The following is a 25,338-nucleotide window of genomic DNA, read 5'->3' on the forward strand; positions in this document are numbered from 1 at the left end:
TGTGGGGTGTGGGGTGTGGGGTGTAGGGTTTTACCGATTTTGAGGTAGTCAGTTACCTAATTTTCAGGGAAAAAGTACCTGAATTTTACCCCCGATCCCTCCAATGGTCGGCACTTTTTGAGGTCAAAAAAGTCTAAAAGCCTTATCCAACAAGGTTTTTAGATTTATTCAGCAAGCCCTATGTTAAGGGTGATCACAATATCAGCCAAGAAAATTTCAGGTTTATTCCTATCAAATTTCTGGGGACACTTCGGCCGAACGAGATAAAATCAATAAATCTTAGCAGGGTTCCGATTTGGTGCGCTCTGACTTGTATGCTCACGCTCTTTGCAATATTTACCCGAATAAACCCTCTAAAACTGAGATTATCGCTAAACTTAAAGACTCTTGGTTAAATTCTGGAATTCATTCCTATTTTACTCGAGACGAAAAAACTGGGCATAAAATCGAAGTTAACCAATAGTCACCGAGTTTTAAGGCATTAGCGAGGGATAGCCTCTGTCGTTGGCTATTTTACGAGACTAGGCTCCTGTCTTAACTTTTAAACTGATTGGGATCGACACCGATCACTCCTTCACCGTCCGCATCTTGTAGGTTAGCACCATCTAAGCGAGCATTAGTGAGATTGGCCTTCTCTAAGTCAGCTTTTTGGAGATTGGCGTTGGTTAAGTTTGCCCCTTGCAGGTTGGCTTTTTCTAAATCTGCACCTAAGAGATTGGCCCCGCTTAAATCGGCCCCCGCTAGGAGAGTTTTGCCGAGGTCGGCTCCCCCGAGATCAGTCCCTTTGAGGTTAGCACCCTGTAGGTTTGTTCTTTCTAGATCCGCTTGGCTGAGGTTTGCTCCTTCTAAATTGGCCCAGGACAAGTTTAAATCTTTGAGGCTAATGCCGTTAAAGTCACAACCGACACAGGCGTTAGTTGCCTGTAGTTTTTGCAGATTATCCCCAGCGGCAGCCGGCTCGATCAGAGTAATTTTTGCCGGTGCGCCGTCAGTGGTGGTAACGGCCCTAGCGATGGCAGGCTGGAAGCAAGAAAAAACTGTGAGTAGCAATAGACAGAAGGCTGTCAGTAGCGATCGAGTGAGGGGGCCTGTAATTGGTTTCATCGTTTTTGATCTCCTTGAGTGATCTTTTTCAGTCTCTCTTTTCACTCTAGGCAATGGCTTTAATAAAAACAAATATTCTTTGTTTTCAAATCCATAAATTCCCTTTATGCAAAGCTGGGAAACTCCCTCGCCCTTTCATCACTTTTGTTTATTAAAACAACAATTAAGAATATTTGCTTTTATCTTTATCCCTTACCTAAGATAATAGTGTCCAGCCAAAATCCTAGTTAAGGAGAGGAAGAACCATGACTCTATCTCAGCCTAGACCAACTAACCTCGATCGCCAGATAAAAATTAATGCTAAGAGCGATATTAGCCCAAAGAAAGCCTATAAAAGTCAAAATAGTTCAAATTTGACCTTCGGGCAAAAACTCGCCGATGCGATGGCGGCAAAAGTGGGTTCTTGGGGGTTTCTCATCGGTCAGACCATCGTACTGACGGGATGGGTAGGGGCCAATACTATCCCCGGAATGCCCCACTGGGATCAATCCCCCTTTATCCTGTTAAATCTAGTTTTTTCCTTTGCCTCGGCCTACACTGCACCTGTGGTGTTAATGAGCCAAAACCGACAATCGGACGAGGATAGGGAACAGGCAGCCCAAAATCATCTAGTCAATCTACGCACTGCGGAAAGCATCGAATTACTGCACCGCAAACTAGACGAGTTACAAGCAAGAATCTCGATCGCCGACAGTACATCTTTACTAAGTCAACCAGAAAATAAAACCGCCGCCACCATAATACCCCTCGTTCATTTCGATGGCAGTGTGGTCACAAATCTTGCGATCGATCCCAAGGTCAAAAACTTGACCTTGGATTTATACCGACAGCAGAATGACAAAGAACCGTAGAAGGATTAATCTGTCTCGACACAGTGATAGGAGTGAAAATATAATTATATGTCCCCTCAAATTCTCGATATCGCTGAAAATCTCTCTCTAACCACTTGCGGCACTATTCTCACCCTGGCAGTCTTAGAAACCATTCTATCGGCCGATAATGCCGTCGCCCTGGCCGCTTTAGTGCGAGAACTTCCCGACCCCAGACAACAACGCCAGGCTTTAAACTGGGGATTAGCGGCGGCATTTGTGTTAAGAGTTGCCATGTTAGTGAGTGCCAGTTGGACAGTTAAATTCTGGCAGGTGGAGGTACTGGGTGCTATTTATCTGCTCTGGTTAGCGGGTAAGCATTTTTGGCAGAAATTTTTGAATATAGAAATAGAAGACCAAAATTTTGCCACTAATCTCGCCATAGAATCTTTTGGCCGTGTTATTGTTCTGATTGCTTTTACGGATCTGGCTTTTTCCCTCGATAGTGTCACCACAGCGATCGCCCTAACCGATCGATTCTGGATTCTCCTGACTGGTGGTATTTTGGGAATGTTAGCCCTACGATTTTTGACCGGTTTATTTGTCAGGTGGTTGGCTGAGTTTGTTTACCTACAAGATGCGGCCTATCTGACGGTTTTAGCGGTAGGGGGAAGACTGTTATTAAAAGCTTGTCAACCCACCTATTTACCGCCAGAGTGGATGGTATTGATGATGGTGGCGATCTCGTTAAGTTGGGGCTTTTCTAAGCGTGTTGTGGTGGAATAGTTCTGGCAGCAAGGGATTTTCTCAATTTTTTAGGAGCGTGTCAACCGTTATACTCCGGGAGGATGGGCGACTGTGACATAATTTGGGACTAGGTACGGTAAGAGTCGCTAGTGAACCCCGTTAGCCTTGGAGACTTCCTTGCTAGACACCATTTCCACCCTATCCCCAAAACTAACAGCGATCGAAACCACGGGAAATCCTCTCCCGAAAGTTGCCAGTTGTTCCTCCACCTGTCGTTACTGTCGGTTTTATAAGTTTCAGGGGAGAGGAAACGGCTATTGTCAACGCTTGGGAGTCCCTGTCCACAGTCATTGGCGCGCCTGTCCTTTGATTTGTCCACCTTTCGCCCCTTCCTGGGAAAGGCTGGAAAATGGGTAATTCTAAGTAGTTATCTGGATTTTACCGCCTGTATCGAGCAATTTTCTCCCCATCCCGATGCGCCCGAGGATGGGGTTTTAATCGAAACCGATGCTTTCCACTCCACCGTTATCGGGACTGGTGGCGACAAAATAGAGAATTCCTGACCCGAGACAAGCGATCGCTATACTAAAGCAAATAATCCAGACTCGAGCAGGTTCGTAGCTATTACTATCGATCGCTCGCCGGATGAGAAAATACCGGCGCGTGGCGATGACAACGGTTAATAATCCCACCATAGCGAAGACAAAACCCAACAACCACCCCAATCCTAGGGCGGTAGAAGATGCCGTCCGTAAACGCAAAATGACCAGACCAAAACCCATCAAAGCGATGGAGGCGCGCATCCAAGACAGATAGGTGCGTTCGTTGGCCGAATGATCTCGCCAGTAATCGGGGTCAAATTTCTGCTTTGTCTTTCGGGATTTAAACAGCATATAGGAGTTCCTCGCAGTCAAGTTCAATAAAATCAAGTATTCTTTCTTATGGTTTTAATAAATTGTTTTTATCATCTAGTTTTTCGCTTATCTTTAACCAATTCAAGGGACTTAAGCAGATTATCATCCATAAATAGGGGGAGTTTACCGTCCCATTTTTCGATCGCTTTGTTCTGTAAAACTTCTGGACTTAAGGAATCTTGGAGAATGCGATGAGCTTCCGCCTCTCCTTGAGCCAGATTGATTTTCACTTCCGATTCTTTCAGAGCTTTCAGCACCATAAAACCGGCTTTTTTGGCCTCCTGTTCGGCAATTTGTTTGGCTTCCACCGCATCGGTAAAGCGATCGGAAAAATTGACATGAACCAAAGAAATATCATCGACACCGATATGATAATTTTTCAGTCTTTCGCTCAAACGAATATCCACTTCCCCTTTCACCTCCTCCCGTTTAGTAATTAATTCTTCGGCGGTATATTTAGCCATAACTGCCTTGAGAATTTCCTCCACTGCTGGATCGATCACTCGTTCAATGACAGCCGTTTCATCGCCAATTTGTTGAAAAATAGTATTAACTTCTGATGCTAAAATATGCCAATTCAGTGCCACATCTGTGAATACTTCCTGTAGGTCTTTGGAGGAAGCTTCGGCCGCTATCTGTTGTTTTTGAATTCTCACACTTAGTTTTTTTACCGTGTTAACAACCGGAATAATCCCGTGAATGCCCTCATTAAGTATTTTCTCCTGTACTTGACCAAAAACCATTAAAACCCCTCTTTCTCCCGCATTGACAATCACAAAAGGATTAAAAATAATCGCCAAAATTAATAACAAAAAAAAGAGATTACTTGGTCTAGCTAAAAGGCGAATTTTGAGCATTTTAATTGATAATAAAGATAGTTTATTGGATGGGATTACAAATCAATAAAATGGCTAATTTTATCTATTTTAATAATTTTAGCAACTAGAAATAAAGGTAAATTTTGTCCTATATTATTTAGATAAAGTCAGATTTAGTCTCGTTATTTTTCGTTTTGGCTGGGGAAAGTTCTGGAAATGATTGTGTATTTATAGTTATCATATTCGCCAATTAAATGTTTTAGTAATCATGAATTAAAACGAGCATCTCGTTAGTTGTTGACCCAAAAAGCATTTATTTATCTAAGAAAGCGATCGAGATTATCCAGAAACAATTATCACAAAATTTACCTTGTCTTAAATGGTACATTCTCATTCCACCAGTCTAGCTGGTACTTTCTTTTATAGCAATTACCTTAACACAATCTAGTTTCGGCATAAAAGATATTTTGTATAAAGGATATCTCGATAAATTGACTCGCAGAAATGGCTATGGTAGAACCCTAAATACAGTAAACGGATAAGCCTACTGTACCCATTCCATCCCCTAATGAGGTAATTTAATCACCCTTTTTCCTCGATCGCACAGATCGAGGAATTTATCCTTTATTTCCCTCCCTGAGCGCCCAGCGCCCATGTCTGACCGTTACCGTTTCGAGACGCTGCAAGTACAAGCCGGCCAGGAACCTGCCCCCGGAACCAACGCCCGCGCCGTTCCCATCTATCAAACCACCTCCTACGTTTTCAACGATGCCGACCACGGGGCGCGACTGTTTGCCCTAGAAGAGTTCGGTAACATCTACACCAGGATCATGAACCCGACCACCGATGTCTTCGAGAAGCGGATCGCGGCTTTAGAAGGGGGTGCGGCGGCCCTGGCCACCTCTAGCGGTCAGGCAGTGCAATAATGGAATGGGCCTTATCCCCCTCCGTTTAACCCGAACTGGGGTTAAGCAATAAAATTAAACGCCAAAATCCCATCATTAAAATCGTTATCGCTGATATTGGGTAAGTTCCCCGGTAAATCCTCAAAGCCAAAGATATTATTCCCCCTTGACCGTAAATGTTCCGCCCCATCGGGATTTGCCGAGCCAAAGGAGAAATAGGCCACCTCATGACTCATATAGTTTTCTAGGGTAGCCGCCACATTATCGGGATTCTTGGTCAAAAATGCCTGAATACTCCCTTGCAGACTTTCTCCCAGATTGCCCCCATTGGCAATCACAAAGGGTGCGTAGCGTCGCCCTCCTTCCAACAACACATCCCCTTCGTTAAATTCAGCGGCGGTGGTGCTTTGGTTTGCCCCTTCTCCACTGGCCCGCAAAATGAAGTTATTCACTGCTTGACTTAAGGCACTACGCGCATAACCCGCTTGACCGGGTTGAATTAACTCTGTCACGTTGCCATCTCCATCTAAATCGAGGCTGTCAAAAACGGCTCCGTTGTCATCCGCCACTGGATAGAGACCGACAACGTTATTGAAGAAGGCTCCCGTCTGTTGGAGTCCCTCCTCAATGGCTGTCACCTGTATGCTACTGGGCAAGTTACTGAAGTTGAAAACCAGAGAACCCTGTCCATTGCCCGTATTTTTAAATTCAAGGGCCTGGGGATTAACGTCTTGGTCGGGTAGATTGGTAATTTCTAGGGTGAAATTAACCGTTGCGTCTGGCGTGGCATTGGGAGCCGGGTTGAGGGTGGTATCCGTTACCGCCACCGTCAGATTATAGAGGGATTGGGCTTCAAAATCAGCCTTACCGATGAAGAATAATTCCCGGCCACGAATCTGGAAACTGCTCTGATCACTGCCCAACAAAGAAAGGCTATTGGTCCCCAAGGCATCATCGCTGATCTGAATATCGGCAACTTTGACACCTTGACTGGTATCGGTATTTTCAGCGATCGTATTGGTGCTATTAGCAAGAATTAGGGCTGTGGGAGCTTCGTTGACATCGGTGATGTTTAAAGTTAAGGTTTGGGTGAGATCGGGGGTGACACCAACGGTTGTATCATCGACATTGACGGTGACTTCGTAACTGTTTTGAGCTTCAAAATTAGGAGTAAAACCGACATAGAAAAGAGCCGAATTCTGAATTAAGAAGCGCTCCCTATCCCGTCCCGTGAGGAAGAGATTATTGGTTCCTAAACCATCATCTTCAATCAGGAGATCGGCGACTTTAAATTCTGGTGTGACATCGACATTTTCAGCTAACTCGGTGACAGCATTTTGGAAAATTAGGGCTGTGGGAGCTTGATTACCGGGAGTTTCATTAACATCATTGACAGTAATTGTCAAGGTTTTCTCAAAACTTAGTCCCCCTTGATCGGTGGTTTTTACCCGAATACTGTAACTATTCTTGGTTTCAAAATCGGGGGAATTATTAATCTGTAATTGATTCCCTACAATCGAGAAGGCAGTATTATCTGTATCTCCTGTTCCTGCTATTAAACTATAGGTAAAGTTATTACCAGTATCGGGGTCTGTGCTAGAAAATGTTCCAATTACTGTGTTAACAGGGACATTTTCATTTACTGTAGTGGCACTTAATGCTAAATTTGTTGGAGCTTGATTACCGGGAGTTTCATTAACATCATTGACAGTAATTGTCAAGGTTTTCTCAAAACTTAGTCCCCCTTGGTCTGTGGTTTTTACCCGAATACTGTAACTATTTTGGGTTTCAAAATCGGGGGAATTATTAATCTGTAATTGATTCCCTACAATCGAGAAGGCAGTATTATCTGTATCTCCTGTTCCTGCTATCAAACTATAGGTAAAGTTATTACCAGTATCGGGGTCTGTGCTAGAAAATGTTCCAATTACTGTGTTAACAGGAACATTTTCATCTACTGTAGTGGCACTTAATGCTAAATCCGTCGGAGCTTGATTACTAGGATTTTCATTAACATCATTGACAGTAATTGTCAAGGTTTTCTCAAAACTTAGTCCCCCTTGGTCGGTGGTTTTTACCCGAATACTGTAACTATTCTTGGTTTCAAAATCGGGGGAATTATTAATCTGTAATTGATTCCCTACAATCGAGAAGGCAGTATTATCTGTATCTCCTGTTCCTGCTATCAAACTATAGGTAAAGTTATTACCAGTATCGGGGTCTGTGCTAGAAAATGTTCCAATTACTGTGTTAACAGGAACATTTTCATCTACTGTAGTGGCACTTAATGCTAAATCCGTCGGAGCTTGATTACTAGGATTTTCATTAACATCATTGACAGTAATTGTCAAGGTTTTCTCAAAACTTAGTCCCCCTTGGTCTGTGGTTTTTACCCGAATACTGTAACTATTCTTGGTTTCAAAATCGGGGGAATTATTAATCTGTAATTGATTCCCTACAATCGAGAAGGCAGTATTATCTGTGTCTCCTGTTCCTGTAACTAAACTATAGGTAAAGGTATTGCCAGTATCGGGGTCTGTACTGGAAAATGTTCCAATTACTGTATTAACAGGAACATTTTCATTTACTGTGGTCGCACTTAATGCTAAATTTGTTGGAGCTTGATTACTAGGATTTTCATTAACATCATTGACAATAAAGTCCAGTGCCACCAGGCCATTAACCACTTCATCGCCATCGAAGAGTCCACCATCTTGGAACTGCATACGATATAAATCGTTCAAACCATTCCCGTCAACATCTTGCGCTTGGCTGATTCCGTTAACTTCTGCGGAGGGAATGTTCACATAGCTATCCGTGGCGGGATTCCAAATCAGAGGCACCACCAGACCATCTAAATCCAGATCCAAGGTGGCTATCCCCTCTGTACTATTGGTCGTGGTGATGTCAAACAGAACGGAATTCCCCTCTGTTCCCGTAATGCTTTTCCAGCGTCGGATCTGCTCATTCCCGGTGGCGATCGCCGCTTGCCAGGCATCGGGTACTAGGTTTGGATCGCTGCTTTCCCCTTCTAGGGTAACCGCTAACCCAAATTTGCGAGTGCCAACGTATTCACTATTATCGGGAATGGGTACGGTAACGGTGAGGGTGGTTTCCCCGGGGGCAAATACTGCCTGGCCTGCAACAGGCGTATAGCGATCGCCAGCCTTGGCATCCCCATCCTGGGTCAAGTAACCTACCCAGACGTATTTGTCTAAATCCCCTGTGCGTTGGATGGTAAATTCTACCTTTCCATCGGCTTCATTGCCTTTAGAATTAGACACGAATAGGCGAGTCGAGGCATTAGGATTACTGGCAGTAGGACTAAATACCGAACTAGCAAAACTTCGAGCCGTGCTATCACCTGATTCATCGACACTATAGGATGTCATGGTTTCTGCACTAACAGAGGCTACTTCTAAAGTCGAGTTAGGTGTGGGGATGTTTGTTTTGGAAGCATTTGTCTTGACGGTGATAACATTAGTTGTACCTGTTTGCACAATGCGATTAAGTAAAACCGTGGCGGCGGAGGTATTGGAGGTATATTGATCGAACTTCTGATTATATTGATAGACTGTACCGTTCAGACTAAAATCGCTACTGAGATTAAGGGTGTCATCGGCATCCATTACCACCGTGACAGTGTTGTTATCAGAAAGTTGCGTGACGGTTAGAGAATTGAGGGTAAGGGTATTTGCACCATAATTTTCGGTGACTAAAATCTCAAAATTGCGTAAACGACTACCGGGGGAAAGAGTGGTTAAATCCCAATCTTGCCCGTTATAACCCTCAAATCTTAAAACGTTTGTACCAGTACCACCATCTAAACGAAGGAAATAGGTATCATTGACAGTAACAAAATCATCTCCGGGTCCGGCGTAAACTACGTCAATACCGCCGTTAGTATAAATTTGATCATCTCCTTCCCCGGCTAGGAAACTTTCACCCGTTGCCGTGCCAATCATGATATCATCGCCGACCGTACCAGTTTGATTTACAGTGTCATTAAAGTCACTACCAAAGATTGTGTAGGTCAGATTATCGCTATCCCCCGGCGCACCGATGATAAAGTCGCTAAAGCCATCGCCATTTACGTCCCCACCACCACTCAGGGAAATTCCGGCTTGAGAACCAGGTAAACCGGTAATTACAAAGCCGCTGGTATTCGAGTTACCCGTAGAAGCATTAGATTGATTATTACTTAAGCTGTTTAAATCAAAGGGTGACGTGGCTGGATAAGTGCTACCCCACACAGATTCCCCGCCACCAAAGACGACAAAGGCTGTACCATCGGTCGTGTTACTGCTATCCAGGGCCGTATTGGGGGAGCCAATAATTAGGTCATCGTAGCCGTCGCCGTTAATATCTCCCGTTGGTGCCACTTGGGTTAATAGCAACGCTTGATTATTAGCCACATTGGTGGAGCTATTGGGAGCCGGGGTCGCCAGCACCACATCAGGGGTGGAACTGCTACTCAAGCCGCTGGTGGAGCCGTAGAAAATTAACACTGCTCCTTGGTTATTTTCCAGCAGGTTATTATTCCAACTGCCGAGATTCGAGAAAAAGCCAGGAGCTAGGACGGCAAAATCCGCAATACCATCGCCGTTAAAATCACCGATATTTTGCAGTTGCTCACCGAATTGTTGAGTCTGATTCGGTTCGTAAATGGGATTGGAAGTAGCGATACCAATACGCGTTGTACCCGTTGTTTCATAACCGACCAAGATACTCTCTTGGAAAAAGACGGGGGAAGGACGATCGTTGGTGGTTTGGTTTGGAATGTTATTGAGGGTACTGCTCCAGGTGCTACCCCCATCGGTAGAGGTCAAATATGGAATTTCGTTATTGCCGTTGCTGGAAGTAAAGAAAAGGTAAAGCGTATCTCCCACCGACAAAAGACTGGGACCCGATGACGATGTCTGACCTGAAACCTGGTTACTGCTCCAGGAGGTTCCGTTGTAGGTGGCGACATTTACATCTTCATTGCCGTTACCGACAAAGCTCACCAATAAATTATCCCCATCCACCGCCACTCCCAGGCGATTGTCAGTTTCTTGAGCATTGCCAGAGCTATTGGTGACCGTGCCATTGCTCGACCAAGTGCTTCCATCGCTAGAAGTGGTATAGAGAATCGTTTTGGTACTATTATTGGCGACAAAAAAGAGGTAAAGATCCTCGTCATAAACAGCTAGGGTAGGGCCAATGCCAGTAGGAGCGGTATTGCCGCCAGCGTTGATGGAATTAGTGCTATCAAAGGTTAAGCCTAAATCGCTACTACTGTCAGTCGTTGCTGGGGTAACAATGACCTGGTTATCTGTGGCGGTGAAAGCAAGGTAAAGTGTGTTATTAAAAACCGCTAGAGAAGCTTGGGTATCACTTTCAAAATTACTCCCTAAGCTGGTCAGCCCTTCCCAGTTATAACCATCTGCACTTCTTTGAATATAGAAGTTAGTAGTATAAGCACCAGTGGTAGAGTTGGTAATTTCGGTAGTGTTATAGACCATATATAAATAGCCGTTAAACACCGCAAAGGAAGGGGAAAATAGAGGAGTTTCGTCAAGACTATTGAAGCCCCAGTCACTATTATTTAATGTTCCTGAAATTGCAGCATTAGGAGGCGTGATATTGGTGCTGTTGCTAGTAGCGGAACCAGCAGAAATATTACCTGAATAAACCGTCGCCTGTCCATTCCCAGTGGCATTAGGACTGATCACATTCCCATTGGGTTCACCGCCGCCAATATCGCCAAAACCATCGCCATTCACATCACCGATGCCATTAAAGACGGTATTACTGTTAGCGCTAAAGGTGACAGAACTATTCAGAGTGCCGCTGCTGTTACCTGTGTAAAGTTTCTGCCCACCATTAGAGGATGACAATAACAAATCATCATAGCCATCGCCGTTGTAGTCTCCCACCGCGACAGCAGAGGTTATGCCAGTTTGGGAAATATTGGCACTGGTACTCAAAGTCAGAGTTTGTTGGGGGCCTAGGTTGGTATTACCTAAAATCAGATAGAAATTATTATTCTGATCCACCACCCCAAAATCCGCTAATCCTTCGCCGTTAAAGTCACCTGCGGCACCAACGCTTTGAATTAAGCCGCCATCGGCAATGTTAATAATTAACTCATCCGTTCCCGCCGCTGCGTCCAGTAAATTTTGGGTACTAGCGCCAAAAGTGACAACAGCGCCATTGATACTTCCTCCGGCCAGCACATCGGCAAAACCATCGCCATTGATGTCCCCCAACATAACGACATCATTACCTGCTCCGGCAAGAATTTTGCTAACGCTAAGGGCGGTGACATATACGTCAGCCTCGGAGTTGGTGCCAGTATAGCCTAGATACAATCGACCCCCTAAAATAGCTGGAGCGGGGAGATAATTACTGGTTTGGGAATCAATCTCGTTTAACCCAGACCAACTGGTTCCATTGCTAGAAGTCAGATAGTAGAGATCGCCACTGCTATTGCTATAGGTGAAGTAAAGTTGACTGCCGTCATTGGTAATGCCAGGCGCTGTACTGGCGCTAGTTGCGCCGCTTAGTTCCGATACGCCCCAAGTTAGGTTCGTTAAATTTGAACCGCTGGTGTTAGTGACGTAATAGTTATTACCGCTACCTACCGTTCCACCCTGATAGGCTAGGTAAAGCGTTTCGCCCATAACGGTGGCGCTGACGGCTTGGCTGGCAGTTTGATTGGGGGTACCATCTGGATTGGCAACTGTGTAATCTGTTGACCAGGAAGCTCCTGATTGGGGATTATTAGAGTAAACGTAAAGAATATCGCTATTAGACTCGGTGCTGACAAAAAACGCCATCAACTGGTCTTGATAAACCACGAGAGAAACCCCGGCACTGGAAGATTGATTGGGGATAGCTTGTGCGCTTGTCCAGGTTTGTCCGTTATCAGTGCTAGAGGTAATATAGAGGTCTTTATTAAGACCAACAAAAGCCAGATAAAGCGTCCCTTGATAAAAAGCTAAGGATGGGGACTGGCTGGTAGTTATACCACTGGGAAGTTCCACCGCGCTTGTCCAGGTTTGCCCGGCATCACTGCTAGTGGTCAGATAAATTTGATTACCCCCCTTTTCCACATAGGCGAGGTAAAAAGTGCCGTTATTGTTGATGAAAGCAGGGGCGGCGCTCGATTCGTCTCCGAGGTTATAAATTTGGGTTCCTATTCCTACTGTTACGGAGTATAAGTCGCCATCAATAACAAAACCGTTATCACCGGAAATATCGGCTAATTTAATACTGCCATCGTCCGCTAACCAGGGATGGCCATAAGTAGTGTAGAGTTGTCCCGCATTAGGCGCACTAATCATTAAATCATCCACGCCATCACCGTTCACATCCCCAATACCACTAGCGGCGGCTCCCACTAATTGATAAGGCTGATCTCCATTGAGTAAGAAGGTGGTTTTACTATCAGTAGCGGTAATGTTGAGGTCAAAAATAGTACCAATGTCGCTCAGATTAAGGGGTCCAAAAAGCACATAACCTTGCCCAGTGCCGTTTGCACCCTGGGGGGCGGTAATCAAAAAGTCTGCATACCCATCATCGTTGACATCGCCGGGGGAGGTAATAATCGCCCCTGTTTGACTGAAAGAAAGCCCTCCGACAATACCTAAATTGGCTACATTGCCAAGATTTTGAGCATTACTGTTGGCACTTACTCCTCCTTTAAGAACATAAACGGCACCGTTATTATTGCTTGCTCCCGGGGCGGAAATGGCTAAATCATTAGTACCATCACCATCTAAGTCACTACTATTTAAGGCACTTCCCGCATTGATGTTATTAGCTGTACCATTACTGGAGGGCAGATTGGGACCGGTATAACTCACATATTCCGTTAATGTTGTTGTGCCATTACTTTGATAGACATAGACTGCCCCCAATTCGGCTTGGGTGGTGGAGGGATAACTATTATTTTGATTGGTATTACCAGGAAGTCCACTTATGCCATTCCATTGATTAGTAACCGTTCCTTGAAAGTTGATCGCACCGATAATCAAATCATCGGAAAGTTTATTACCAGTAAAGGTAGTGGAATTAGGTGTACGAGAGGAAACCGCAAGGCTATAACCTGCTAACTCTCCCTGGTTAGTGGAATTGTAAATATTTGAAGAACTTGAACTACCATCAAAGGCAACATACACCGCCCCATTGCCATTATTTGCCCCCGGCGCACCGATGGCAATATCAAATTTAGTACCATTGGCGTAAGTGCCATTAGATTGAGCGTTACTGTTAAAGTTACCCACTGCCACGGAATAACCAAAGGCGATATTGGTTGAACTGGGGGCATTAATTACATAACCTTGACTGCTAGTTAAATTCGTGACATCAATGGTAGATCCTTCTAAATTATTAGAGCCATAAATGACATATACTGCATTCGCATTGGGATCACCAATGACTAAATCCTGATAACCATCACCATTGACATCTCCTGTGGCCATACTGAAAGGAAAATCGCCGTTTGCTTGTCCAGTATCACTTAAACCTGTAATCAAGACACCGTTAGGATTGCCAGTTAAATCGGTAGTAGTTAAGGGATTGGTTTCACTGTTTAATAATACTGCGCCGCCTCCAAAGAGAATTTGGATTGTCCCTCCTGATTGTGGAACGCCTGAGGTGTTAGTATAGCCCCGATTTCCCACGGCTACATCGGATTTACCATCGTTGTTAAAGTCAGCAGAAACGATTGAATAACCGATACTAGGATTATTGGTGTTGATAATAAAACCACTATCGATTAAAGCAAGGGAAGAATCATTGGCTTCGGTGACTGTGGCGGTTCCTAATACTTGGTTAGAGTTGATGGTTGTGGGTTCGCTGGTGACATCTACAGGATTGATAGATTGGGAAGCATTACCATTGATAGAATATTCAAAGTTAGAGTAATTATTACCTCCTCCATCGATAAATAAATCTAAGTCCACATTAGAGGACAAGATTGTATATTCCCAACTACCATCAGGATTCACAGGATTAAGTAGTTTATCCCCTTGCACAACCGCTAATTGATTGCCATTGGTATTGCCCACACTCCATGTGATAGTCTCGCCATTACTATTAGTCGCAGTGACAACAATAGAACTTATTGTTGTACCTGTAGCCTGATTCGATAAATTGAGGGGTAAATAAATATCAGGATTACCGTTAGGATTCACATAGCCACTACTGTTAGCAGTGGTGTAAGAAGTCACATCCCATTCAGGTGTATTAGCATTGGATAGTTGAGTGGCGATGGGCTTGTAGGTAGGATCAATAACACTAGGCACACTCCAGGAACTACCATTATAAGTTACATAGTTGGTATTTGGTCCGGCAGGTAAAGGATCGATATATTGAGAATTATATTTATTGCCTATTTGACTGGTACTAAATAGGATTTGAGAAATTTGAGAAGGGGTTAAATTGCCAAAATCCGATATATCACCAGTTTCGCTATAGGTTAAGGCTTGACTATAAAAAGCCACCTCATCTAAATAGACGGCACTGGTATTAGAAGCACTAGCAAGACTGACAGTGGCACTGTTCGGGAGAGTTAAGGCTAAATTCTCTTGAGAGACCGAGGGTTTACCATTAATATAAAGGGTAGCAGTATCGGTTTCTCCGTCATAACTGGCAACCACATAATACCATTGGTTAGCACTAGGAGTAAAACCATCGGAGTTTAAGATATTTCCATTGAGATTGAAAGATAACTCTGTATTGGTGAGACTTATACTCACCAGGTCACTAACTGATAGTAATTCTATCGAACTTGAGGATAAAGAGGGTGCATTAAACCAAAATTCTAAGCTAAAAGAAATACCAGAGAAGGGAATGGCGACGGAAGTGGCACTATCGCCTGCATTAAACAATACGGCAGGATTGGGATCACCCTGATTAGTGCTAGTATTTTCTAACGCACCTACCTCATTAAATGTTACTGAACCACTATAAGTACCATTACCGCCAGCCCCGTAAATACCTTCATTGACAAGGGTTGTACCACTGGTTTCCGCTAGACGATAGTAAAGTAGAGGAGATTCTTCTTGGGTTAATTGACTATAGGATGTAGCCTGAGTTTCTGTCCACAAAACTGTTGGCTTACCGTTAATGGTGACAATACTTAACTCTGTTGAGGGATCAGGATTTGCGTCAGTGTAGAGAATTTCAGGACTACTCCAACTAGCCACCCCACTACTATAAGTAAGGCTTGACCAGTAAATGTTTGATTCGCTATTATTATAGTTAATCCATGCGGCCATCAATTCGTTATTCGGTCCAGAGCCGATGACGATTTTGCCTTCCGAGCCTTCTTGTTCTGCTATGGCAGCGGCTATCGTCCAACTACCTCCACTATAGATAGAGTAATAAATGTCAGATTTATTGAAACTTTCATTAATTGAGGTAGTTTCATCGTCGGTATAAAATTCGCCAGGTACAAGGTTCGTATTTATATCACTAGCATCAGCATTAGACCAGACTAACACGGTAATATCATTAGTGGAGTCATAGGCCCCTACGGGATTAAAGTTAAAACCGCCTGTCCCCGGAATACTGCTAATACTGCTAACTAGGTTAGTATCAGTAGAATTGAGGACAGCGTATTTAATAACAGTAGTTGGAGTGCTAGGGGATGTAATAACGGGTTGATTGCTAAAATTAGCCACACTACCGTTAGTACCAGATAAAGAATTACCCGTATAACTTACTGTAACGATGTCTCCATTACCGATGAGATTTACCCCGTCTGGGGGTTGAACCGTTAAAATAACTGTATTGCCAGTAGTATTTACGTTCCCAGATATCGTAAATACCTGTCCATTACTTTCTACAGTAAAGTCGCTATTGGTAACACCATTATCGGTTAAAGTTTGATCGAAAACGAGGGTAATTTGATTACTGGTATTATTTTCGGTATTATTTTCAACGATCGCACCCGCCCCCAATATAACGGGGGGATTGCTACTCTTAGTGGTGTTAGTCAGGGCAAAATTACTAAATTCATTAACCCAAAGGGTGGTATTAGTAAAGGAGTTATCAATGTAAAGATTAGTGCTGGTGGGAGTTGAAAGATTGTAACTAATGCTTAATTCTGTATCCTCACTCACCGCAGTATCAAGAGTTAAAGTCAGACTATTATCATTAACTTGGATATTGCCCACAGTATAGCTATTATTATTACTATCGGTGACGATAAATTGATTAGCAGTAGGAACATCATTGCCATTGCCTAGATCATCGATAAAATTCAGGGTGACAAGTTTCCCGTTAACAAAACCGGAGATCGGTTCTAGAGGCGGAACCTCCGCAACCCATGCCAATAAAGGAGATGAACCACCAGAAATAATGAAGGGCGCACTATCTTGTCCTAAATCCGCTTCAATATTTGCCATGAGGGAGGAAGTTGTAACAGCAGGCGGGGTAATCCCTGTTACTAAGGAGCTAATATTTTGACTGTTGTAAGTTATACTAACAATTTGATCGGGAGATACACTCTGATTGAGACTCAAAAAGACATTATTCCCTGTGAGGGAAACAGAAACACTCTGTACCTGGACATCATTCACCGTTGTCCCATCAGAGTTGGTAACGGTGACGGTATAATCTGCAACAGTGTCGGAGAATGTCAGATTAGAATTGTTGTTTGAAATGAAGACAGATGACTGAGAGACTTGGGCAGATACGCCATTTTGAATGGTAAAAGATTCGATCGAATCTCCGTTACTATCTTCTAAGGGGTTACTACCTAAAGAACTACTATTGTTATAACTAATGGTGACATTTTGTAGAGACTGATTCGTCACCGATGAGGCAAATGTTAATAACACACCATTATTAGTTACCGTCGCATCGGTAATGGATAAGGAGGTGTTATTGTTGTTGGTGACGGTAAATCGAGCAAGATCAGGACTAACCGTCGTATCTAAGGGAGTGTTAAAAGCGAGAAGGAGGGTGAGATTAATATAGTTTTGACTGTTACCACTGGTGGGATTGTATTGATAAGCAAGGGAGTTAGGAGTATTATTAGTAACGCCTAAATCAGAGATATTTTCGATCGTATTGCCATTAGTATCCGTGATCCCCTCATTATTTACAAAATTGAGAGAGACATTATTGCTAGTGGGTGTAGGATTATCAGAACTGGTGTAATCGAGATTTTCTGAGGTAGGAATGGCATTTTCTAACTGTAAAATAACGAGATTAGAACTCGCACCTGCTACCACACCAAAAACAGGAACATTAGTAATATTGCCATTAATATCCGTCACGCTGACAGTAAAGTCACTCGCGGAGGGAAGTGCAGCTAAATCTGTGCCGAAGTCCACTGTAATCAAAGAACCAGCTAAACTGGCGCTAGTGGTAGAAGCCATTAACGCCAAAGAAGTCGAACTTGCTACTGAGGAGGAGTCACTGTCACTACTAGAGTTTTTATTGCCGTCAAAAACATTCCAAGACCAACCCGGATTGAAATTAAAACCTAATCCTAAAGGACCTATCTTCACCTCTAAACCAACGGGAAAAGTTAGGGAGATAGTATTATCTGTATTTCCAATACCCCAGTTAAAAGCAGTTTCGACACCACCGTTTATATCTGCACTCAGAATTGGTACATGGGGAATTTGAGCCTTACCGGATACCCCTGTAGTCAACACAGGAAAACTAATCGAGCCTTGGTTATCTAATCCTTGGGTCGTGCCATTAATAAAAGCGGCGAAGGTTTCCCCTACAGCAATCGCTATATTGGCGGCCAGAATTCCAGCACCGCTACCCTCAGTTGTTCCCTCTGTCGCTAGATTCATCATTAGTACAGATGCGTCGGCACCAGCACCTGAACCTATCGCTTTGCCCAAATCACCTAGTCCTGCCAACAAAGTTTGAGGCGAATAGGTTTGTCCAGAAATAGGTGTCCCCAAAAGGTTAAAATTAATACCGACACTACCCGTGGCATCTAAGGTAAAAAATCCTGCGGTTTCCTCTGCTGGTATAATCGGAAACTTTACGGAAGCGGTTATGCCTAAAACGTTATCTATATCAAGCAAATCATAGGGTGAATTGTTAGAAAAGCTATACTTAGAATCTAGGTCAAATCCAAAAGTAATAGGACTTTCTCCCCGTATTTTTTTTGTTCCGACTACATTAGCACTATCATCAGCGAATAAATTACCAAATAAATCACTATTTTGATAATCAACGGTGGGATCAGGTACGGTTTTATTTTTCCAAGGGCTTTTTAACTCTTTGGGGGATTCCCATTCTAGCTGTGCATTTGTTTGTAAAAAAATTGATGGTTCTCCACCAAAAGTTGTCCCCCCTGACAATGTACCCACAAGCTCCCAATTTTTCATAAAGGGAGTGATAATTGATCGAAGAAAGCCACTGCTAGGCACACTGTGCATCAATTCCCAATCTTCTAATAAACTACTAGCAAAGTATAATTGGGCATTCCATGAGCCGAAAGGTTGTTGTGCTTGTTCTTCTTCTGTTTCGTCGCTACTAATACTTAAACTATTGGCTTCTGTGGCTGATTGTACCGCTGGAGTTGTGCTTTGAGCATTGCTTAAAACCCCCGGATTAACGACACCATTATTCGTTAATTGAGGGGAATAGGGGGCAGTAGGTATTACATTACTGGTACTTGTAGAGAATTGACTACTGCTAACGCTAAAGGTTTGAGTGTAAAAGTCGGTATCTTCTTTGATGCTGAGATTCGCAACATTATCAAAGTTAACCTTTGAACCGATAACTATTACTTCGCCGCTATCATTAACTGTAACGGTAGGTTCTAAATCCCCTACTTGATCTGAGGTTAGAGTTTGAGGAGTATCTAACCATTGTAAATCAGCATTCTCGTCGTATTGGGCGGCGGTATAGAAAAAATCGCTATCATTCAGATTTCCCTGTTGCCATACCACTGCTAACCCCGGATTGCTCCCACTAATCAGTTTATCACTAGCGACGAGATTAAGACTGGCGACAGGTTCAGTACCCGTAAAAGCAATAGCTTCGGCATTTTTCCAAGTTTCCGAATTACTGTCATAGACTGCGTGCCAAATATTGCCATTATCAGCCCAAACGATATGAGTAACCCCTGTGGTGGAGTCAGTGGTGACAGCGGAAAGACTGGAAGCGAGATTGATAGACATGACTAAAAACTTTGAAGAAGGGTTAAGGTCAATTAAGTTTGAAGTCCACTAGCGTGGTTAGGTTGAACAGTAGACTTGTCGGGAAGTAGCGATCAAAATTGCTGAAGCTTATGTACAGACAAACTTGCAGGGATTTTGCTCCGAGATTCCTGAGTAGATAGAGCGTTGGGGTTGACCATAGGGACTTGGAGGGTGAAGTCACTTTCCGTTGACCACTTTCGTCATTAATCTTCACTATAAGTTGACTTGCCTTAAAGGATCTCTGTAAAATTGTCATTTTTGTCATGACCTTGAGCTTCCTCAAGGTGCTAGGATCACAAACTCCTCTACTACAGCTTAATCCAGAATCTAAAATCCCAATGCAGTTCAATCCCCTCACCTCTGAAATCATCATCGAATTTCTCCAAAAAAAGCTCTATTTAAGTGAATATCGTACCTTAAGTCTTCAAGAAGAAATGATTATTAAAGGAATCATTGATCAGCATAGTTATGAAAAAATTGCCAATCAAATTTATCTTAGTCCAGGTACCACCCGCAATATTGCCTCTCAGCTTTTCCGTCACTTATCAACATTGTTTAAAACTAAAATAACCAAGAAAAATTTTGGCGTATTTATCGAGAAAACGATGAACAACAAGGAAGATTTCATCGATGAACTAGAAAATTATACGCCAAACTGTTTAGAGGCAAATTTATCTGTTATTTTATTAATCGACGATCAACTGGAAAACCTGTTGCTTCTCAAGCAAATTCTCTCTCAAAATAATTACATAGTTCGTACCATTAAGAATGGTCGGACAGCCCTAGAGCTAATTGATAAAATTAATCCCAACTTAATTCTTTTAGATATTTTAATGCCTGAGATAGATGGCTATGGAGTTTGTAAAACACTAAAAGAAAATCCACAATATAAGGAAATTCCTATTATCTTTCTCAGTGCTATTAGTGATTTAACTGACAAAGTAAAAGCCTTTAGTTTGGGGGCTAGTGATTATATTACCAAACCTTTTGAGCCGGTTGAAGTTTTAGCGAGAGTCTCCTATCAAATTGAACTTCAATCTCAACGCCGAGCCTTGAAGACAGAAATTGAATCTCATCAAAAAACTATCGAATCCTTGACCCAATCTCGATCAATTTTAGCTAGTCTTCTCAATTATGCTCCCTATGGAATTGCCGCTTTATCCGCTATTCGTAGTCCAGAAACTGGAGAAGTTATTGATTTTGAGTTTATTCTCGTTAATCCAATTTTTATCAAACTTTTTCCCGCTGACTCTGAGCTAATTAAAAGTGGTTCAAGTTGTGTCTCATTTTTGCAAAAAAAACAACTGGATTGGCTGCCAAAATTAATTAACCTAGTAACAGCTGGCCAACCCTTCTCCGAGATTATCAATCTCGCCAGCCAAATTATTGAAGTTCATGGAACTAAATTAGGCGATGGTGTTAGTATAACCTTACATCCTATAGTTAATCATTTTTAATTATCTTCAGTAGGCAAAAGTGAAAAAATATCTATCAATCGGTCAATTTCAACCGCCTTAACTAATTTGCCTAAATCTTGAGTTAATTGGGGATAATCAGGCTCAATTTCTGCAAGTAATCCCAGCATTGTTAATTCATCTAGTGCAGTTAGAGCCTCATAGAAAGCGCGACACCATTGAGGTGATATACCTTCAATAATTTTCGGAGTTAATGACATAAATTTACTGATTTTTACCTTGTCTTTTGCTACCAAATTAGTTTGCTCAGTCTGAATTTCTGCTTGTAAAATTTGGACTGGTAAACAAAAATAAATCCGAGTTCCTTGAAGCACTTCGCTTTCTAAGCTAATACTACCGCCTAAAAGTTTAATATACTCTTGAGTTAGCATCAACCCCAAACCCGTTCCTTCAATTAAAGGATCAGGATTTTGACCTCGATAAAAAGCGTTAAACAGTAGTTCTTGTTCCGACTGGCTAATCCCGACTCCTGTATCTTCTATCCAAAAATTAAGTTGAGCATTTTCTTGATCTAATTTTTGCAAGGAGACTGTTAAAGAAATGCTTCCCACAGATGTAAACTTAAAGGCATTACTGAGCAAATTAAACAAGATTTGTCGTAACTTAGTTGCATCAACTCGAATTAGGCGAGGACAAGCGGTGAGAAAACTAACCTGAAAATCTAAGTTTTTTATCTCGCTACTAAGCTGAAAAATTGCTTCAATATCTCGAATAAAGTCTAAAAAGTTAAGAGATTGAGGCTGTATTGATAATTTTCCAGCTTCAATTTTAGCTAAGTCTAAAATGTTGGTAATTAATAAAAATAAATTTCTGCTATTTTTTCGCACAATATTGAGGGATTGAGTTAAGTGTTTTGGCAACGCCGGATCATTGACAACTATGTCAGTAAACCCTAAAATCGCATGAAGGGGTGTTTTTAGCTCATGACTCATATTGGTTAGCAAAATGCTTTTAGCCTGATTGGCGATTTCTGCTTTTTCTTTAGCATCAGCAAGTTCTTCAGTCTGTTTCTTCACTTCTTGTGTTAAGATTTTGTTATAATCTTTCAGAAGTATTTCCGCTTGTTTTCTGTCGGTAATATCTTCAATAATAATCAGAGCAAAGATAATCTCATTGGCTTCGTCAAAAATCGGCTTTCCCAATATCTTAACTACAATACTTTGGTGATTGACTTTAATAGTTATATCATCTAGAGTAAATGATTCTCCTATTAAAATTTTCTGCATATTTTTCTCAAAAAATTCTAGGCTTGCAGCCAATAAAATATTGCCTTCTTTGTTGATAAAAATTTGCTGTTTTTCCGAATTATAAACTGTAATACCAATCGGTATTGCTTCCAAAAACTGTCTTAATTGTTGTTCTTGAGACTGAAGTTTTTTTACATATTCCTTTAGTTGATACGCCATTTTTTTAAAGGCTTGAACTAAGTTTTGCAGTTCAGTAATCGAACTTGCTTTAAGTTTTTTTTGCCAATCTCCTTCGGACAAGGCTAAGGTTGCTTGACTTAATCGGGTAATCGGTTGAGTAATGTAATAAGCAGAAATTAAACCAATAATAATAGCCATCAATAAAGCTAAGACAGATAGCAGAAAAGTGAGACGTTGATTTTGCCAAATTTTCCCTAAAATATCAGCCTGTGGAATTACAATAATTGCTAACCATTGCAGTCCATTTTGTTGCTGGAGTGGAAGTGCTAAGACAAAATACTTTTGAGAGTTGATAACTAATGAAGAAAAATACTGTTTTTCAATTTTTTTTACTGGTAGATTGAGTAATGTTTGTGATATCTTTTTGGTGATAAGATTAGGACTTTTAGTTGCCAACAAAGGAACTGCATTGCCATTAACAACTTCTAACTGACTTTGACCATTAGAAGTAGCAATTAAATAACCATTTTTATCAATAATAAAGACGCTACCCGTGCGCCCAATTTTCAGGGATTGCAAAAATTTATTTAGATAGGACAAATCTACCTGAATAGATGTTACCCCTAATAATTGAGAACGCTTCCCATTGTAGAGGGGACGAGAGAAGTTTATTACTAAATGTTTTTGAAAAACTTTATGGGCAAATAAGGGAGTCCATTGCATTTTGCCCGTTTTTATCACCTGGGTGTACCAGGGTCTGTTAGTCACTTTATATCGATTAGCGAGGATTTTGGGATTGCGTTTCTTTTGATAATTTTCTAGAGAAGAATAACCATAGTAATTATATTGCGTTTTTCTTCCTACTTCCGCTAACCCTTGAAGGATTTGACCTTGTTTGTTATAAGTGTGACCGGCTGCACGAAATTCATTGGCTTGATTACTCACCATAAAAGCAGTAAGAAAATCATGGCGATGGTTTCGATACTGTTTGTATAAATAAGAGCCCCAAGGTTCTAAGTCGTTGAGATTTAAGATTCCTAAATCAATTAAATCTTGATGTTCTTGAGTGAGAGCAATCGGTTTTTCTAAAAAATTGTCCATTTCCCCTTGCAAGCGATCGCCAATATCTTCTAGCAAGGAAAGTGTTAACAGATTAATCGCTTGCCAAGTGCTGTAGTAAGCCAGCCAACTTATACCGCCGATCACAATCATCAACTGCACAACAAAAGGAACCGTCAGAAGGATTTTCAGGGAAAGCCAGCGAGATAGATCAAATTTCATTACCGTCATCGAGAAACTCGCGAAATACAACTCTCGGTTCGGGAATCACTATAGGTAGTGTTTCAATGACTGATTAAACCTACCTGTAGTGGTATTAGTTCAACTTATGCCACTACAGGCAGTGGATAGCTTAATCCAAAAACACTATATGTGGAAAATGAGCGAACCGTCAGATACAAGGTATGATAGCTTCTTTTAGATGCGGATGTGGTATTTATTGATCATGAAGTGCGGAATCTGGAACATAAGACTAATAATCATTCTACTTTCCTCATTTTTGCCAGCCACTCAATTAAACTCTGTAACTGCTTCTAAGGACTATCAAATCCTGGAGTGTCTCGTAGGGAGTGATGATCGATCGAAGAAAGCCACTTTTAGGGACACTGTGCATCAATTCCCAATCTTCTAATAAACTACTAGCAAAGTATAATTGGGCATTCCATGAGCCGAAAGGTTCTTGTTCGAGTTGATCTTCTGTTTCACTTGGAGTTGTGCTTTGAGCATTGCTTATAACCCCCAGATTAACGACACCATTATTCGTTAATTGAGGGGAATAGGGGGCAGTAGGTATTACATTACTGGTACTTGTAGAGAATTGACTGCTGCTAACGCTAAAGGTTTGAGTGTAAAAGTCGGTATCTTCTTTGATGCTGAGATTCGCAACATTATCAAAGTTAACCTTTGAACCGATAACGATTACACAGAAAAAAACTGTCATAATAATCGACCAAGCTTCCATTCATACCAGCGAGGCATTTATGGAGAAACTTGAGGAATGGGAAAAGAAAAACTTGAAAATATTTTGGTTGCCCACTTATTCACCTCATTTAAATTTAATTGAAATATTATGGAGATTTTTAAAATATGAATGGATTGAATTTAGCGCCTATAAAGACCGAAAGAGCCTCCTCGCTTACGTTAAAAAAGTGCTGGACAATTTTGGAGGCGAGTATGTAATTAATTTTGCCTAGGTACTTATAACTTTTCAAGAGAACGTAGGTTGGGTTGAAGCATGAAACCCAACGCCTGCTCATGTTACGCTACCGCTAACCCATCCTACAAATAATTTTACCTCCCTACTTAAAAGACGATTTTTAGGCATTCTTGGTTAAGACATTAAAAATAAACGATAAGATTTGCTGTCAATTAAGATATAAATTCCTAGAATAATATAGATAAAAGGACTAATTTTATGTCCGTAGTTTGTAAGCACTTTAGCTATCCTGGGATGGGTAATCAAAAAATAGGCTAGGACGCACCAAATCCCCATCATGAGATAAAAAATTATCATGATAATTAAGACGTGCATCGGGGAATTATTGGCAAAAAGAGAGGTATAGATACCAATATTATCACCACCATTAGCCACTGTTACAGCCACAACTTGATAGGTTTCGGGAGTAATAATCGATCCAGGAGGGGAGGAATGATTAAGATCGATCGCTACTGTTTGAATATTCTCATTGTCTGACGAAAAAAGCTGTTTAATCCCAATAATTAGCGGTATAAATCCTAATAGACCAATCCATTCTTTAGAAACCAGTAACCCAAATAGTAAACCGAGGGAACTAGCTAGGAGAATGAGGGTAAAACCGAGGTATTGACCGATAATCAGATGTCGAGGTCGAAAATTAGCATTAAGTCGCGAGAAAAACAACATTAGCACCATCAGATCATCGAGATTTGTGGCTACAAAACTCGTCACGCTAGTAATTAAAAGGGCTACTAACCAATTCATAGATTGAAA

Annotated in this window: 11 protein-coding genes and 2 pseudogenes; 6 read left to right on the plus strand and 7 right to left on the minus strand. The window is 41.8% G+C overall.

From position 1 onward, the window contains the following. Window positions 1–534: 534 nt before the first annotated feature. Window positions 535–1,104, minus strand: coding sequence for a pentapeptide repeat-containing protein (locus myaer_RS10555; RefSeq protein WP_046662054.1), 570 nt, complete (start codon window positions 1,102–1,104; stop codon window positions 535–537). A 245-nt stretch (window positions 1,105–1,349) separates the two neighbouring features. On the opposite strand from myaer_RS10555, the gene myaer_RS10560 reads away from it, so the two are divergent. The 3 genes from myaer_RS10560 (at window position 1,350) to myaer_RS10570 (ending at window position 3,077) form a co-directional block, all read left to right on the plus strand. Beyond that, entirely contained in the window at window positions 1,350–1,955 is a 606-nt protein-coding gene (locus myaer_RS10560) for a DUF1003 domain-containing protein (protein ID WP_080949742.1), read from the plus strand. A 48-nt stretch (window positions 1,956–2,003) separates the two neighbouring features. Beyond that, complete coding sequence (locus tag myaer_RS10565) at window positions 2,004–2,699, plus strand: TerC family protein (RefSeq protein ID WP_046662055.1); 696 nt, start codon at window positions 2,004–2,006, stop codon at window positions 2,697–2,699. 138 nt (window positions 2,700–2,837) lie between these two features. Next, entirely contained in the window at window positions 2,838–3,077 is a 240-nt protein-coding gene (locus myaer_RS10570; protein ID WP_235614842.1) for a hypothetical protein, read from the plus strand. A gap of 77 nt (window positions 3,078–3,154) precedes the next feature. On the opposite strand, the gene myaer_RS10580 is transcribed toward myaer_RS10570, so the two are convergent. Next, entirely contained in the window at window positions 3,155–3,553 is a 399-nt protein-coding gene (locus tag myaer_RS10580; RefSeq protein WP_046662056.1) for a YidH family protein, read from the minus strand. Between the two features lie 71 nt (window positions 3,554–3,624). Then, window positions 3,625–4,431, minus strand: a complete 807-nt coding sequence (locus myaer_RS10585; RefSeq protein WP_046662057.1) for a prohibitin family protein — start codon at window positions 4,429–4,431, stop codon at window positions 3,625–3,627. Between the two features lie 614 nt (window positions 4,432–5,045). Here myaer_RS10585 and myaer_RS10590 point away from each other — a divergent pair. Beyond that, window positions 5,046–5,315, plus strand: a pseudogene (locus myaer_RS10590) (PLP-dependent transferase); the annotation flags it as partial. Window positions 5,316–5,359: 44 nt separating this feature from the next. Here myaer_RS10590 and myaer_RS10595 read toward each other — a convergent pair. After that, complete coding sequence (locus myaer_RS10595; protein ID WP_046662059.1) at window positions 5,360–19,447, minus strand: cadherin domain-containing protein; 14,088 nt, start codon at window positions 19,445–19,447, stop codon at window positions 5,360–5,362. A gap of 359 nt (window positions 19,448–19,806) precedes the next feature. On the opposite strand from myaer_RS10595, the gene myaer_RS10605 reads away from it, so the two are divergent. After that, window positions 19,807–20,925 carry a response regulator gene (locus myaer_RS10605; protein ID WP_052734178.1) on the plus strand — a complete coding sequence of 373 codons (1,119 nt, stop codon included), beginning with the start codon at window positions 19,807–19,809 and terminating at the stop codon, window positions 20,923–20,925. Here the strand turns inward: myaer_RS10605 and myaer_RS10610 are convergent. Together myaer_RS10610 and myaer_RS21445 are read right to left on the minus strand one after the other, a co-directional pair. Then, window positions 20,922–23,522, minus strand: a complete 2,601-nt coding sequence (locus myaer_RS10610; protein ID WP_158524794.1) for an ATP-binding protein — start codon at window positions 23,520–23,522, stop codon at window positions 20,922–20,924. The two genes, myaer_RS10605 and myaer_RS10610, sit on opposite strands and share 4 nt — an antisense overlap. Window positions 23,523–23,883: 361 nt before the next feature. Further along, a complete protein-coding gene (locus myaer_RS21445) occupies window positions 23,884–24,309 on the minus strand; it encodes a hypothetical protein (protein ID WP_162496090.1) in 426 nt (141 codons plus the stop codon). Here myaer_RS21445 and myaer_RS10615 point away from each other — a divergent pair. Beyond that, window positions 24,293–24,562: pseudogene (locus myaer_RS10615) on the plus strand (transposase); the annotation flags it as partial. The gene myaer_RS21445 and the pseudogene myaer_RS10615 overlap by 17 nt on opposite strands. Window positions 24,563–24,699: 137 nt before the next feature. Here the strand turns inward: myaer_RS10615 and myaer_RS10620 are convergent. Continuing rightward, window positions 24,700–25,329 carry a cadmium resistance transporter gene (locus myaer_RS10620; protein WP_046662062.1) on the minus strand — a complete coding sequence of 210 codons (630 nt, stop codon included), beginning with the start codon at window positions 25,327–25,329 and terminating at the stop codon, window positions 24,700–24,702. Window positions 25,330–25,338: the final 9 nt, after the last annotated feature.

It is taken from the genome of Microcystis aeruginosa NIES-2549 (assembly GCF_000981785.2).
GTDB lineage: Bacteria > Cyanobacteriota > Cyanobacteriia > Cyanobacteriales > Microcystaceae > Microcystis > Microcystis aeruginosa_C.